The organism is Actinomyces procaprae, from assembly GCF_004798665.1.
Lineage (GTDB): Bacteria > Actinomycetota > Actinomycetes > Actinomycetales > Actinomycetaceae > Actinomyces > Actinomyces procaprae.
The window spans coordinates 623,371-639,218 of record NZ_CP039292.1 but is presented as its reverse complement, the minus strand read 5'-3'; the positions used below and the strand labels follow the sequence as shown (position 1 = coordinate 639,218).

At 70.5% G+C, this 15,848-nt stretch carries 9 protein-coding genes; 8 read left to right on the top strand and 1 reads right to left on the bottom strand.

From position 1 onward, the window contains the following. Positions 1-200: 200 nt before the first annotated feature. The 8 genes from E4J16_RS02390 (at position 201) to E4J16_RS02355 (ending at position 13,908) form a co-directional block, all read left to right on the top strand. Entirely contained in the window at positions 201-689 is a 489-nt protein-coding gene (locus tag E4J16_RS02390) for an L-rhamnose mutarotase (RefSeq protein WP_136313161.1), read from the top strand. Positions 690-734: 45 nt separating this feature from the next. Further along, entirely contained in the window at positions 735-2,018 is a 1,284-nt protein-coding gene (locus E4J16_RS02385) for an MFS transporter (RefSeq protein WP_136313160.1), read from the top strand. Positions 2,019-2,091: 73 nt separating this feature from the next. Further along, positions 2,092-3,282, top strand: a complete 1,191-nt coding sequence (gene rhaI / locus E4J16_RS02380; protein ID WP_136313159.1) for an L-rhamnose isomerase — start codon at positions 2,092-2,094, stop codon at positions 3,280-3,282. Positions 3,283-3,368: 86 nt separating this feature from the next. Beyond that, positions 3,369-4,922: a rhamnulokinase gene (locus E4J16_RS02375; RefSeq protein WP_136313158.1), complete on the top strand. Its 1,554-nt coding sequence runs from the start codon at positions 3,369-3,371 to the stop codon at positions 4,920-4,922. 55 nt (positions 4,923-4,977) lie between these two features. Next, positions 4,978-6,102, top strand: a complete 1,125-nt coding sequence (locus tag E4J16_RS02370) for an alpha/beta hydrolase (protein WP_136313157.1) — start codon at positions 4,978-4,980, stop codon at positions 6,100-6,102. 93 nt (positions 6,103-6,195) lie between these two features. Then, positions 6,196-7,011, top strand: a complete 816-nt coding sequence (locus E4J16_RS02365; protein ID WP_168709539.1) for a class II aldolase/adducin family protein — start codon at positions 6,196-6,198, stop codon at positions 7,009-7,011. 800 nt (positions 7,012-7,811) lie between these two features. Beyond that, positions 7,812-10,895, top strand: a complete 3,084-nt coding sequence (locus tag E4J16_RS02360; RefSeq protein ID WP_240038230.1) for a glycosyl hydrolase — start codon at positions 7,812-7,814, stop codon at positions 10,893-10,895. A gap of 64 nt (positions 10,896-10,959) precedes the next feature. Beyond that, on the top strand, positions 10,960-13,908 hold the full coding sequence (locus E4J16_RS02355) for an alpha-L-rhamnosidase (protein WP_136313155.1): 2,949 nt from the start codon (positions 10,960-10,962) through the stop codon (positions 13,906-13,908). Between the two features lie 569 nt (positions 13,909-14,477). On the opposite strand, the gene E4J16_RS02350 is transcribed toward E4J16_RS02355, so the two are convergent. Further along, on the bottom strand, positions 14,478-15,767 hold the full coding sequence (locus tag E4J16_RS02350; protein ID WP_136194121.1) for a glycoside hydrolase family 1 protein: 1,290 nt from the start codon (positions 15,765-15,767) through the stop codon (positions 14,478-14,480). Between the last annotated feature and the right edge of the window lie 81 nt (positions 15,768-15,848).

The window sequence follows — 15,848 nt, the reverse complement described above, 5'->3', positions numbered from 1 at the left end:
CCTGCAGGTCACGTCATCAGGACGTTATGTAGTCTCACACGCCCACACGTCACGCGCAAGCAACTAGGCGGCCCGCACGAATCCTGCACGGCCCTTGACTCGCGGCCGGTCGCGGTCTATCGTCGCCCATGTTGAAACGGTTCACACCGTCGTTCACGCCCCGGCCTCCCGTCGCGGCACAACCCGAACAAGGACGTTCCATGACCGACTCCCCCAGCGCAGACGCCCCGACCACGTCGGCAGCCGACGCTCCCGCCACCGCGGCCGCCACAGCCGGTGCCGCCCCGGCCACGCCGCCCGTCCCCAACGCGACAGCCGCCTCCGCCGCCGTCCCGGCCGCCCTCACTGAGCTGCTGAACACCACCACGGCCCGTTCCCCGCACCGCTGCTGCTTCCTACTGCGCGTGCGGCCGGACCGACTCACCGAGTACGTCGAGGTCCACCAGCACGTCTGGGAGGAGATGCGCCAGGCCCTGAGCCGCTGCGGCTGGCGCAACTACTCCCTCTTCCTGCGCCCGCAGGACGGGCTCGTCGTCGGCTACTTCGAGTCCGACGACGCCGCCGCAGCCATGGCCGCCATGGAGGACGAGGAGGTCAACACCCGCTGGCAGGCGGAGATGGCCCAGTACTTCGCCCAGCCCGATGGCGGCACCTCCACCGTCCTGCCCCAGTACTTCTACCTGCCCTGACCCTCCCCGCCCCACACCCATCGCCCACGATTCAAGGAGGATCCCGTGGCCCGTAAGCCACTGACCGGCTGGCAGGCGACCGCCGCCGTCTCCATGTCCAACTACATCGACTCCGGCTCCATCATCGCCATCGCCACCTCACTCGGTTTCTGGGGTGCCGCCTACTTCCCCGGCGACGACGGCACCATCGCCGGCCTGCTGGCAGCCTTCAGCTCCAACGCCTTCGGCGCCGCCATCGGTGCCCTCATCGGCGGCCCGCTGTGCGACAAGTACGGGCGCAAGTTCATCTACACCTACGACCTGCTGCTGTACGCGCTCGGCGGCCTGATCGTCGTCTTCACCGTGAACCTGCCCATGCTGTTCACCGGCTTCGTGATCGTCGGCCTGGCCGTGGGCGCCTCCGTGCCGGCCGGCTGGACCTACATCGCCGAGTTCGCCCCCACCAGCCAGCGCGGCAAGCACATCGGCGCCACCCAGCTCGCCTGGTCCTTCGGCCCCTTCATCGGCTTCGGCCTGGCCGCCGCCCTCGCTCCGCTGGGGCTGCTAGGCAGCCGGATTGTCTTCGCCCACCTGGTCGTGATCGCCCTGGTCACCTGGTACATCCGTCAGGGCCTGGAGGAGTCCGAGACCTGGCAGCAGGCGAAGGGCGGGGCGCAGGCCAAGCCGCCGTCGATGTGGGCGGCCTTCCGCAAGCTGCTGAGCCGCCGCGTGAACATCACCGCGCTCATCTTCCTGGCCGTCATCTACACCTGCTGGAACCAGGCCGCCTCCCAGAACGGCATCTTCCTGCCCACGATCCTCAGCTCCATGGGCTACGAGACCATCCAGACCGACCTGTTCTCCATGCTCTCCTGGGGCTTCGTGATCGTCTCCACCTTCATCTTCATGAACCTGGTCGACCGCGTCCCCTACCGCTGGCACTTCCTGGTCGGCGGCCTGGCGGCCATCGTCTCCTGGATCGTCCTGGTCTTCGGCCCCTCCGACGCCGCCTGGACCGCCTTCGGCTACACCATCATCTGGGGACTGTCCGCCGGCCCGTCCGCCCAGGCCTTCTACTCGGTGTGGTCCCCCGAACTGTTCGCCACCCCGTACCGCTCGGCCGCGCAGGGCATCGTCTTCTTCGCGGTCCGCCTGGCGTCCGGCCTGATCTCGCTGATCTTCCCGATCATCCTCAAGTGGGAGAACGGTCTGATGATCGATGGCCTCATCCTCATCGGCTTCCTCGTCGTCTCCACGCTCGTGGGCACCATCGGCGCTCCGAAGACCCAGGGCAAGTCCCTGGAGGAGATCGAGCTGGAGCGCTACGGCGAGCACGTCACCACCGCCTGAGCCCGCACCGCCGGGCAGCACCCCAACCAACACCAATCACCATCCGCGCCGAACTCACGAAGGAGAGAACATCATGTCGGCAACCACCCCCTCGCTATCCGACCTCAGCGCCGAGGCCCGCAGCCTGCTCCAGACCCAGACCATCGAGCTGCCCAGCTGGGCCTTCGGAAACTCCGGCACCCGCTTCCGCGTCTTCACCACCGCCGGCGTTCCCCGCGACCCGTACGAGAAGATCGACGACGTCGCCCAGGTAAACAAGTACACCGGCGTCACCCCCCGGGTCTCCCTCCACATCCCGTGGGACAAGGTCGACGACTATGAGGCGCTGCGCAAGCATGCCGAGGACCAGGGCGTCACCATCGGCACCATCAACTCCAACGTCTTCCAGGACGAGGACTACAAGCTCGGTTCCCTGACCAACCCGGACGAGAGGATCCGCCGCAAGGCGATCGACCACCACCTGGAGTGCATCGACATCATGCGCGCCACGGGCTCGCCCGCCCTGAAGATCTGGCTGGCCGACGGCACCAACTACCCCGGCCAGGACTCCATCCGCGCCCGCCAGGACCGCCTGGCCGATGCCCTGGCGGAGATCTACGCCGCGCTCGACGACGATCAGCAGCTGGTCCTGGAGTACAAGTTCTTCGAGCCGGCCTTCTACCACACCGACGTGCCCGACTGGGGCACCTCCCTGGTGCACTGCCTGGCGCTGGGAGAGCGGGCCAAGGTCGTGCTCGACACCGGCCACCACGCCCCGGGCACCAACATCGAGTTCATCGTCGCCCAGCTGCTGCGGCTGGGTCGCCTGGGCGCCTTCGACTTCAACTCGCGCTTCTACGCCGACGACGACCTGATCGTGGGCGCCGCCGACCCCTACCAGTTGTTCCGCATCATGAACGAGATCGTCGCCGTCGGGGCGCTCGCCCCCGACTCCGGGGTCAACTTCATGCTCGACCAGTGCCACAACCTGGAGGAGAAGATCCCCGGCGAGATCCGCTCGGCCACCAATGTGCAGGAGGCCACCGCCAAGGCGCTGCTGGTGGACCGCGAGGCGCTCGCCCAGGCGCAGCGCGCCGGCGACGTCCTGGCCGCCAACGACGTGTTCGTCGACGCCTTCAACACCGACGTGCGCCCGCTGCTGGCCGAGCTGCGCGAGTCCCAGGGGCTCGCCCCCGACCCCATGCGCGCCTTCCTGGACTCCGGCTACCTGGACCAGATCCGCTCCGAGCGCGTCGGCGGCACCGCCGCCGGCTGGGGCGCCTGAGCCAAAACCCGACGGCGGGGCCGAGCACTCGCCCGGGCCACCCGGCCCCGCCGCCCCTGATCCCCAAACCGAGAAAGGTTCTGACCATGACCAACGCCCGCCCCATCCACGTCGGGGCCGTCGACCTGGGCGCCTCCTCCGGGCGCGTCATGGTCGGCACCATCGCCGACGGCCGCATCGAACTGACCGAGACCCGCCGCTTCACCAACGGCCCCATCCCCCTGCCGGGTCCCGACGGCGAGCGCCTGTACTGGGACGTGCTGCACCTGTGGGACGAGATCCGCGAGGGCCTGCTCGCCGCCGTGCGCGACGTCGGCCCGCTGTCGGCCGTCGGCATCGACACCTGGGGCGTCGACTACGGACTGCTGAGCCCTAGCGGCCTGCTGGCCGGGCAGGTCGCCGCCTACCGCTGCCCGCGCACGCGAGGCGTGCCGGCGGAGGTCTTCGCCGCCATCCCCGCCGCCGAGCTGTACGCCGTCAACGGCCTGCAGGTGCAGGACTTCAACACGGTCTTCCAGCTGGTGGCAGAATCCCGCGACGGCGGCCTGCCGCGCGCCACCGCCACGGCCGACGGCGCTGCTCCCAGCGCGGGTGATGCCCAGCGCACCATGCTGCTGCTGCCCGACCTGCTCACCTACTGGCTCACCGGCAGACCGGTCGCCGAGATCACCAACGCCTCCACCACCGGGCTGGTCGACGCCCGCGAGCGCGCCTGGTCCGCGCCGCTGCTGGAGCGCCTGCGCACAGCAGTGGGCGTCGACCTGGACGGCGTGCTGCCGGGAATCGTGGAGCCCGGCACCGTCGTCGGACCGGTGCGCCGCGACGTCGTCGACGTGTTCGGCCCCGACGGCGCCCCGACGCCGGTGGTCGCCGTCGGCTCCCACGACACCGCCTCCGCTGTCATAGCCGTGCCCGCGGCCGGGGACGACTTCGCCTACGTCTCCTGCGGCACCTGGTCGCTCGTTGGGCTAGAACTGGACGCACCGGTACTCACCGAGGCCTCCCGGGCCGCCAACTTCACCAACGAGCTCGGGGTGGACGGCACCGTGCGCTACCTGAAGAACGTCATGGGGCTGTGGGTGTTCAACGAGGCCGTGCGCACCTGGCGCGCACAGGGCCTGGAGCTGTCCTACCGGGAGCTGGACGCCGCTGCCGAGGCCGCCGAGCCGCTCCGCACCGTCGTCGACATCAATGATCCGGTCTTCTTCGACCCCGGTGACATGGCCGCCCGCATCGACGACTTCGCCATCCGCACCGACCAGCCGCGCCCGCGCAGTGTGGGCGAGTACGTGCGCTGCATCGACGACTCCCTCGCCCTGGCCTACCGCCGCGCCGTGCGCGAGGCGAGCGAGCTGTCCGGCAAGCACGTCGGCGTGCTGCACATGGTGGGCGGCGGTATCAGCAACCGGCTGCTGTGCCGGCTGGCCGCCGACGCCACCGGCCTGAAGGTGGTGGCCGGTCCCGCCGAGGGCACCGCCCTGGGCAACATGGTCGTCGCCGCCCGCGGCGCAGGACTGATCGAGGGAGACCTGACCGCGCTGCGAAAGCTGGTGCACGACTCCACCGAGATCACCGAGTACGCCCCCGACCCGGCCGCAGCCGCCGGCTGGGAGGCCGCCGAGCGACAACTGTTCCAATGAATCACGCCCGCGACACGCGCATACGCACCATCCGCCGACTACACGGAGAAGATCCATGACCGACACTCCCGGCGCCGCCCCAACCACGCCGCAGCCCACCGCCACCCGCGACGGCGTGCCCGTCGCCCCGCTGGCCGGCGGCTTCCTGCCGCCCTACGCCGAACGCCTGCACCTGATCGCCGGCTTCCCGGCCCCACGCGCCGAGGACCTGGCCGCCGCCGACCCCGCCGCGGCCGCCGGGGCACCCTTCGCCGCGGAGGCGCTGGCCGCCATGGAGGCATGGGAGGCTCCCTTCGGGGAGCCGGAGCCCACTCACACGCTCGTCGAGGACCGCGAGCTGCCGGGCCCACACGGGTCGATCCCGGTGCGCATCTACCGTCCCGAACCCGGCTGGAACCCACCCACGCCCTCACCGGCCACGGACGCGGGCCTGCGCGCCGGACTGGTGTGGTACCACGGCGGCGCCTTCATGGGCGGCGACCTGGACATGCCGGAGGCCGACGCCGTCTCCCGGGGCCTGTCCACCCGCACCGGGGCGAGCGTCGTCTCGGTCTTCTACCGGCTGTGCACCGGCGGCGTTCACTACCCGGTCCCGCACGACGACGCCTACGCCGCCTACCAGTGGGTGCGCGGGCACGCCGCCGAGCTCGGCATTGACGCCACACGCATCGCCGTCGGCGGGGCCAGCGCCGGCGGGAACCTGGCCGCCGGGGTGACACTGCACGGAATCGACGACGCCGCCGCCCCCTGGCAGGCGCTACTCGCCTACCCGGTGGCCCACGGCGGGCGCTGGCCCACCCCCAGCGAGGAACTGGCCGCCCGCCTGGGGCAGATGCCGCAGATCCTGCGGTTCCCCGCCGACATGATGGAGGCAATGAACGCCAACTACCTCGGCGCCAGGCTCGACGCCGGCGCGGGCGCACCCGCCTACGCCTTCCCGGGGGACCTGGCCGATGCCGCCCGTCTGGCGGGCTGGCCCGCCACCTACATCGAGAACTGCGAGAACGATGACCTGCGCGCCTCCGGCGAGGCATTCGCCCGCCAGCTGCGGCAGTCGGGGGCCGACGTCGAGGTACTCACCTGCGCGGGTGTGCCCCACGGGCACCTCAACGCCGTCGGCTCGCCGCTGACCGCCGCCAGCTTGGACCGCTTCGCCGCAAGGCTGACCCGCCCGGTCTGAAACGGCCACCCCCGACGGGGTACGAGCGCCCCGCCGCACTCATCCACAATCTTCCAAGAACACCGATCGGAAAGGACAACCACCGTGACCACCATGCCCCTGTCAGAGATCCTCGCCCAGATGGGCGCCGCCGGACGCCGCCTTGACCACATGGGCGCCGTCGAGGCCGGCGCGGGCAACATCTCCGTGTCCATCAATGCCTCGGCCGAGCAGCTGGGCCTGGCCGACCGCTTCCCGCAGCTCACCCCCGGCACCGAGCTGCCGCTGCCCGCCCCGGCGCTGGCCGGCCGCACCGTACTGGTGACCGGCTCGGGCTGCCGCCTGCGAGACGTCGCCGCATCCCCGGAGGCGAACGTATCCGCCTTCGTCGTGGACGAGGGCGGCGTCACCGGCACCTGGTACACCCACCCCGACCGCGCCTACGTGCGCCCCACCAGCGAGTTCAACTCCCACCTGGCGGTCCACAACGACCAGGTGGCGCAGCGTGGTGTGGACTTCCAGGCCGTCATCCACGCCCAGCCGCCGTACCTGGTGCAGCTCTCCCACATCAAGGACATCCGCAACACCGCGGACTTCAACCGCCGCATCCTGCGCTGGGAGCCCGAGACGATCGTGCAGCTGCCCCAGGGCATTGAGGTGCTCGACTTCATGGTGCCCGGGTCGGCCACCCTCATGGAGAACAATGTGCGCGCCCTGCGCGACCACGTGATCGTGCTGTGGGCCAAGCACGGCATCATGGTGCGCTCCGACGTCGCCCCCCTGGCCGCCGTCGACAAGGTCGAGTACGCCGAGACCGGCGCCATGTACGAGGTCCGCAACATCATGGCCGGCGGCCTGGGCGAGGGCGTCACCGACGCCGAGCTGCACGCCGTCGTCGAGGCCTTCAACGTCGACACCGACCTGTACTGACCCGCCCCCCGCCGCCCTGCCGCCCTGCCGCCCCGCCGCCCCGCCGCCCTTCTCCTCCACCGAGATCGGTAGATCTTACGTACCGAGGTCGGTAGATCTTACGTACCGAGGTCGGTAGATCTTACGTACCCAGATCGCCCGGAGTCGGCACAAACGATGATCAGCGCCCGCGACGCCAAAACCGCAACCGCATGATTCCATCGGCACACAATCGGCGTTTCCGCGCCGCATGAGCGTTTGCGCCTATTCCGGACAGTCTTCCGGCTCTTCCGGTTTGAGGGTGTGTTGGGCTGGAGGTTTGTGTGTTGACGCGACGGTTCGTACCTTCGCGTGAGGGTTCGTATGTTCTGGTCGGCGATTCGTACTTTCTTGCGACGGTTCGTACGGTAGGGGTACGTAGCGTCGTCAGAAGTGCCGAATCGTTGGCGCGAAGTGCCGAACCGTCAGGCGAAGTGCCGAACCGTCAGGCGAAGTGCCGAACCGTCAGGCGAAGTGCCGAACCGTCATCCGGTGCGCGCGGGCGAACACGCCAGGCCCGCACCCCGAGCGCTCACGCCTGCACCCGGGGGCCCGTCGAGCAGGGCACCAAGCTCACCGCCGCGCGCCGTCAATGGCAGCAGCCCCAGTCCAGCGCCCAGATGATCTCAACGGCCCCGACGAATCAGCGCAAGCCAGCAACACCCACCGACAACAACCTCACCAACCCGACAACGACCACCCCCACCGCAGCCCCGACCCCAACCACCACACCCACAAACCGGAAGAGCCAGTCTTCCTAGCGCGCTTCAAAGGAGAATCCCGTGAACCAGACCGCCACAATACCCACGCTGGACGCGCTGCGCGCCGCCCTCGCCGAGCCGCCCATCGAGTACCGCCCGGAACTGCGCTGGTGGCTGGCCGAGGGTCTGCACACCGACGCCACCATTCGCCGCGAGATCGCCGCCGCCCACAGGCTCGGCTTCGGCGGCATGGAGTTCCTGACCATGCCCGAGGAGAACATCGACTCCTCCCGCTACGGCTGGGGCAGTGAGGAGTGGACCCACGACTCCCACACGATCGTCGCCGAGACCACCGCCCGCGGCATGTCCTTCTCCTTCACCTCCGGCACCAACTGGTCCAACGCGAATCTGCCCACCATCACCCCGGACGACCCCGCCGCCGCGCAAGAGCTCAACGTGGAGTACGAGGACGTCCGCGAGCGCCGCACCGGCCTCCTGCCCCGCGTCGACCTGGATGCCGACCGCGGCGAGGGCGGACTGCCGGGATCCCGGGTGGCGCCGAAGCGGCAGCACCTGGTGGCCGTCGTGGCCGCCGTGGTCGCCGACTCCGGAACAACAGCCTCCGGACTCAGCGCACCCGCCTCCGACGGCGCCGCAACCCTGGCCGACGGCGCGGCGGGCGCAACCGCCGCCCAAGCCCCCACACCGGTTATCGACGTCGGCACCCTCACCGACCTGACACCCCTCGTCGTCGGCGCCGAGGGTGCCGAGGCGCTGGAGTGGAGCGCCCCGGACGCGCGCGACTGGCGGCTGTTCGTGTTCTGGATGCACGGGACCGGGCAGACCGCGAGCCCGTCGGCGTCCGTCAACTACACGGTCAACTACCTGGATCGTGACGGCGTCGACGCCGTAATCGACTACTGGCGCGAGGTCGTCCTCACCGACGCCCTAAAGACGGACATCGCCCGCAATCCCCGCGCCCAGATGTACATGGACTCCCTCGAGCTGAACACCTGGGGCGAGGGCGGCATGTTCTGGGGGCGCTGCGTCGCGGAGGAGTTCCGCGCCCGTCGCGGCTACGACATCACCCCCTGGCTACCCCTGCTGGTGCGCTCCGCACCGCTGATGGCGGTGTCCACTCGGTACCACTTCGAACCCGACGCCGCGCACGTCACCGAGGTCGCCAAGGTCCGCCACGACTACGTGGCCACCCTCACCGACCTGTACATCGAGCATATGCTCCAGCCCTTCGCCGACTTCCTGCACGAGCAGGGCATCGCGTTGCGCGCCGAGATCTCCTATGGGCTGCCCTTCGAGCTGACCCGCCCGGGCGTGGCCGTGGACGGCATTGAGACCGAGTCCCTGGAGTTCGGCTCCCAGATCGACGCCTACCGGCTCATGGCGGGGCCGGCGCACCTACTGGGCAAGCAGTACTCCTCGGAGACCGGGGCGACCACCCGCAACCACATGCTGCCCCACCGCTTCTACGACCAGATCATCAACACGCAGCTGGCGGCCGGCATCACCAAGACCGTCCTGCACGGCTGGTCCAGTCCCGCCGGCGCCGAGGGCAGCACCGAGTGGCCCGGCCATGAGGGCATGCTGCCCATGTTCTCCGAACGCTTCGACACGCGCCAGCCCGCCGCCGAGTTCTATCCGCTGTGGAACCGGGCCGTCGGGCGCGTGCAGCAGGTGCTGCGTCGGGGCCGTCCGCGCATCGACGTCGGCATCCTGCGCACCGACCACTTCACGGACAATTCCTCCGGCATGATGTTCTACGACGGCGAGCGTCGCATTCCGGACGAGGTCGCCTACGGGCGCATGTGGATGCGCAACCGCCAGAACCACTGGTGGCGTGACCTGGGCATGCAGGACGCCGGCTGGGGGTACGAGTTCTTCGACGGCTCGCTGCTGCTGCGCGACGACGTGGTCTTCGCCGACGGCGTCGTTCAGCCGGACGGGCCCGGCTACCAGGCCCTCATCGTCTACCAGGAGGCGCTCGACGCCGACGTCGCCGCCCGGCTGCTCGACTGGGCGCGCGCGGGCCTGCGGGTGCTGATCGTCAATGGGGCCAGCGAGCTCAAGCGCCTGGAGACCGGCGAGTACTTCCACTACGGGGCCGCGGCCGCCCGCACGCCCGGACTGGACGGGCGCGACGCGGAGCTGGCCGCGACCATGGCGGCGCTGAAGGTGCTGCCGAGCGTCGCCGAGGTGGATGAGCCCGCCCGCGCCGTGGAGGCGCTGCGCGCGCTGGGGGTGACCGGTTACCACGAGTTCGCCGTCCCGAATCAGAACGTGCTCGCCTACGAGCGCATCGACGGGGACCTGACCCATGTGTACGTCTACCACTTCCTGTACGAGACCGAGGCGCCCACCCGCGTGAATATCAAGATTCCCGGCGCCGGCATCGCCTACCGACTGGACCAGTGGAGCGGCCGATTCCGCGAGCTGGGCGACGCTCACACCGAGCCGATCGGCCCCGGTCACTCCGATGTCACCGTCGTCCCAGTCCGCCTACGCCCGGGCGAGGCCGCCGTCATCACGCTCGACCGCTCGGCTCCGGCGGCCGCCGACGGCGCCGCAGACGCTCCGCATAGGCGCACCGTCTCCGTCGTCGCCGAGCTCTCCGACTGGGACATCACGGTGGAGTCCTGGGACGCCGGCGAAGCCCAGCTGATCGAGGAGGACCGCGGCCTGGGTTACGCGACCCGCGAGGTGCGTCCTGCCACCGCCGTCACCCGTCTGCGGGCCAACGGTACCGCCCTGGCGCCGTGGAAGGACCTGGACGGCGTCGGCCCGGAGGTCTCCGGCGTGGGCGAGTACCGCACCACGCTCAGGCTTGACGTGGTGCCGGACGGGCGTCTGGCGCTCGATCTTGGCGACGTCTGCGGCGGCCTGGGGTCGGTGAGTATCAACGGCGGCGCACCGATCGGTTTCGACACCTCGGCGCCGGGCGTGGACGTCACCGACGTACTGCGGCCGGGGGCCAATGACGTCGTCGTGCGCGTGTCCTCCTCGCTTTCCAACCGTCTCAAGGCCCGCGGCTACTACGAGACCATCCCGGACATCTCCGCCGCTCTCAGCGGCAAGGCGGAGGCCACGCACGACGTGCCGGTGCGTGACTACGGCCTGACCGGCCCGGTCCGCCTACTCGTCGAGAACTGAGGCTCGCGCGCACGCCCGGACGAACACAGCCGTACAAGTCCCGTCCCGGACTAAGGAGCTCCCCATGCAGATCACCCAAACCGGTCCCGCACCCGCCCCCGTCAACCTGACCGTCGACCACCAGCACGCCCCGCTCGGAGTGGCGGTGCCGCGGCCGGTGCTGTCCTGGCAGGTGCCGGGCGAGGCACCCGCGAGCGCCTACGAACTGCAGGTGCGCGGCCTCGACCCGGCCACCGGCACCGCCGTCGAGCCGCCGGTGTGGGCCACCGGCCGCGTGGAGATCCCCGACCCGCCCGCCTCGCCCTGGCTGCCCTACGACGGCGAGCCCCTGACCTCGGATGCGGACTACACCTGGCGGGTACGCATCTGGACCGACTCCGCCGCCAACGCCAAGCCCTCACCCTGGGCCGACTCGGCCTTCTCCACCTCCCTGCTGGACGGGGCCGACGTCGTCGCCGACTGGGTGGAGCCGGCCCAGACGCCGGTGGAACTGGAGCCGGAGGCCTCCTTCGCCACCCTGTTCACCCCGCAGGAACCGGTACCGGCCGGGGACAAGCTGCACCCGGTCAAGCTCGTGCGTCAGGATCTGCCCCGCGCCGACGTCCACGCCGCCCCGATCACCCGCGCCCGCCTGTACTTGAGCGCTCAGGGCGTGATCGAGGCGAGTATCGACGGCGCCGCGGTGGGCGACACCGTGCTGGCACCGGGGTGGACCAGCTACCACACCTACACCGAGTTCGAGGTCCACGACGTCACCGCCCTCCTGGCGGACCCCGCCGGGGCGCCCCGGCCCCACACCCTCGGCCTGCGCCTGGGCGACGGCTGGTTCGCCGGCCGGGCCACCATCACCGGGGAGTCCGGCCAGTACGGCACCCTGCTGCGCGGCTGGTGGCAGCTGTCGATCACCCGGGCCGACGGCACCCACCTAACCTGGGGGCCAGCCGCCAACGCCCGCTGCACCGAGTCCGGGCCGCTGCGCTACAGCGACATCATGATCGGCGAGAAGCGTGACGACCGGCTCGCGGCCGCCGTCGTCGGCTGGGACCGCCCCGGCTTCGACGACTCGGACTGGGATCCGGTGCGCATCATCCCGACCGCCGAGCTGGACCCGGCCACCGTCCTGGAGCCCTTCCGCGGTGAACCGGTGCGCCGCCTGCTGGAGCTGCCCGCCGCCCGGGTGATCACCACCCCGGCCGGGGAGACGGTGCTGGACTTCGCGCAGGTGATCGCCGGGCGGGTGCGGCTGCGCGCCGTAGGCCCGGTCGGCACCGAGATCACCCTGGAGCACTCCGAGCACCTGGACGCCGACGGCAACTTCTTCTCCAACGTGCAGGGCCCGAACAAGGATCAGCGCGACGTCTGGATCCTGGCCGGCACGGGCACGCCCCAGGATCCCGAGACCTACGAGCCGACCTTCACCTTCCACGGCTTCCGCTACGCGCGGGTGACCGGCTACCCCGGCGAGCTGCGGGCGGGTGACGCGGTCGCCGTCGTCGTCGGCTCGGACCTGGAGCCGGCGGGCGACTTCACCTGCTCCGATGAGCGCCTGAACCGGCTGCACACCAACACGGTGTGGTCCCAGCGCGCCAACTTCCTGTCCATCCCCACCGACTGCCCGCAGCGGGAGCGCGTCGGCTGGACCGGCGACATCCAGGTCTTCGCCCCTGCCGCCACCAACAACGCCCAGGTGCACACCTTCCTGGCCCGCTGGCTGCGCAACGTGCGCGCAGACCAGCTCGCCGACGGCCGCGTGGTCATCATCTCCCCCTTCGCCCCGCGGCAGGCGGCCATGGAGGGACAGCCCGGCATCGGCGGCATCACCGCCGCGGCCGGCTGGGGCGACGCGATCATCCGTGTGCCGCTTACCCTGTGGGAGCGCTACGGCGACGTCCACACCCTGCGCGCCAACTACCCGGCCATGCAAGCCTGGGTGGAGATGCAGTCGCGGCAGGCCGCCACCGAGCTGCCGCCCCGCCTGCGTGGCAGCGACTGGGAGGACACGGACCGCACCTCCGGCTGGGACGGGCTCGACGACGCCGCTGCCGCCCGGCAGCGGCTGCTGTGGAACTCGCGCATGCACTTCGGCGACTGGCTGGCGCCCTCGACCCTGTCCAGTGGTGCCCAGGACGCGATCATGACGGCGCCGCACCTGACCAGCGAGTTCGTCGGCGCCGCCTTCCACGCCGAGGCGCTGCGCACCCTCGCCCAAGTGGCGCAGGTCCTCGGGCACTCGGACGACGCGGCCGCCTATCGGGAGCGCTGGGAGGCGGTACGGGCCGCGGTGGCCGCGGAGTACATCGGTGCCGACGGCGCCATGGCCCCGGACCTGCAGGGCATGTACGTGCTGGCGCTCGCCTTCGACATCGTCGGTGCCGACGATCCGGACGGCGGCGCGCGGCGTCGGGCCGTGGCGGACCGGCTGGTGCGGCTGGTGCATGAGGCAGGCGACCACCTGGACACCGGCTTCCTGTCGGTGCCGTTCCTGCTGGACGTGCTGGTCGACTCCGGGCATGCGGACGCGGCCTGGGCGGTGCTCATGCAGGACACGGTGCCGTCCTGGCTGTATGAGGTGGCCGAGGGGGCGACCACGATCTGGGAGTCCTGGGACGCGGTCGCCCCGGACGGGACCGTGGGGGCGATGAGCTTCAACCACTACGCCTTCGGTTGCGTGGATGACTGGTTGTTCCGCCGCCTGGGCGGGATCTCCCCGTTGGCGCCCGGCTACCGACGGGTGCGGGTGGCGCCGCTGACCGGCGGGCCAGTGTCCTGGGCGCGCTCACACAGGGACACGCCCTTCGGCCGGGTGGAGGTCGCCTGGGAGCGCGTCGACCGGGCGGCGCAGGACGCGAACAGCGCGGAGGCTGCCGCTGACGCCGCAGCCGCAGGGCTCGCAGCTCCCGACTCCACCGTGCACTACGAGGTGACCCTGCCGTCCGGCGTCACCGGAGAGCTCGTGACGCCCAACGGCGACCTGCGCGAGCTGACCAGTGGGCGCACGGTGCTGGTCGCATAACCGCCGCGGGCGAGCCTGGAGCACAGGCTGCAACTTGTTTCATGGAGTTACTGAAAGCATGACAGACTGCACACTCTCAGAACTGGATCGGGTGCCGACCGATAGGTACATTTATGGGCGTCGGCAGGAACAGCCAGCCGGCCCCGGTCGAAGAACCGGCCGGGAGAACTCAACCGAAAGGAACCGAACATGTTCTTCGACATCGATCTGGCCGTCCGCGCCGCCGCCGCCCGTGAGCGTGAGCTCGAGCGTGCGATTGCCGCCGAGAACGAGCAGCGCTGAAAGCGACTGCAACACGGTGACCGCCTGACGCGGCTCACCCCGCGGGCGCTCCCGCGACGGCCATGAGGCCACGGATTATACGGGGCGAGGACGAAGAGGTCCTCGCCCTTCTTGCTGCCCGCCGCCGCGGCTCCCGATGACACCGCGCAACCCGAGAACAGGCGCAGCCCCACAGCCCACAACTACCGACCTCGGCACGTAACAACTACCGAACTCAGTACGTAAGATCTACCGACCTCGGCGGGGGCTGCGGGGGCGCGGGGGCGCGGGGCTGCGGGCCACTCGCCTCAGTCCCGGCTCAGGCACGCCCCGTTGGACAGGGCGATCTCCCCGAGCACATGGGCGCTGGGCTTGGGAGTGCGCGCCTGGGTGTCCCGGTCGACGGCGATGATGCCGAACTTGGGACCGTAGCCGAAGATCCACTCGAAGTTGTCCATGGCCGACCAGCACATGTAGCCGCGCACGTCCACGCCGTCGGCGATCGCGGCACCGACCTCACCGATGGCGGTGCGCAGGAAGTCCACCCGCTGGGCGTCGTCCTCCGTGTTCAACCCATTCTCGGTGACGTAGATCGGCATCTTGACCGCGTCCCAGGCCTGCCGGACCACGGCACCGATCGCCCAGGGCCAGATCTCCTCCCCGCCCTGGTTGAGCACGGCGCCCTCCTCGGGCGGCACCGGCCCGTCGGGGCCCAGCACCGTGCGGTTGTAGGTCTGCAGCCCGACGAAGTCATCACCCTCACTCACGCGCAGGTAGCGCAGGTTGTTCTCCTCGTTCATGCGCGCCACCCGCTCCTCGCCGCCGGGGGCCGCGTGGAAGTCGGAGTTGGCCAGCGTCCAGCCGACCTGCATCTCGGGCTTGACCGCCTTGATGGCCTGGACAGCGGCCTTGTGGGCGGCGCACTTGATCTCGTAGGCCTGGGGCGTGGCCGACAGCTGGAAGCCGGCGACCTTGTCCGCCGTCGTCCCCAGGGCGCGGGCGGCGCCCTCCCAGGTGGGATTACCGAACCGCTGGGCGGGCTCCCGCTCACACATGCCCATCTCGCCCAGCAGGATGGCGAGGTTCGGCTCATTCATGGTGCAGGCGATGTCGAACAGGTCGCCGAGCTCCTCGGTGACGCGACGGCAGTAGCGGGCGAATAGGGCGGGGGTGTCGGCGTCCTCCCAGCCGCCGCGGGCGATGAGCCACTGCGGGGAGGTGAAGTGGTGGTACGTCACCAGCGGGGTGAGCCCGTGCTCGCGGCAGGCGCGCAGCATGTCGCGGTAGTGGGCGATGGCGACGGCGGAGAACTCGCCCTCGGCCGGCTCGATGCGGCTCCACTCCAGGGAGAAGCGGTAGGAGTTCAGCCCCAGGGAGGCGAGCAGGGCGATGTCCTCCCGGTAGCGGGTGTAGTGGTCGCAGGCGTCCCCGGAGGACTCGGCGTACATGGTGCCCGGTACGTGCTCGTACAGCCAGACGTCGTTGTTGACGTTGCCGCCCTCCACCTGGTGGGAGGCGGTGGCGGTGCCCCACAGGAAGCCCTCGGGGAAGGACGGGGCGGGGGCGGTCGGGGCGGGTGCGGATGCAGGGGTGGTCATGAGGTGATTATCTCCGTCGTGTATTGGGTGGTTGGGGGAAGCCGCAGCGGGTGCGACGTCGGGTCGCTGCCGGGCCGAATC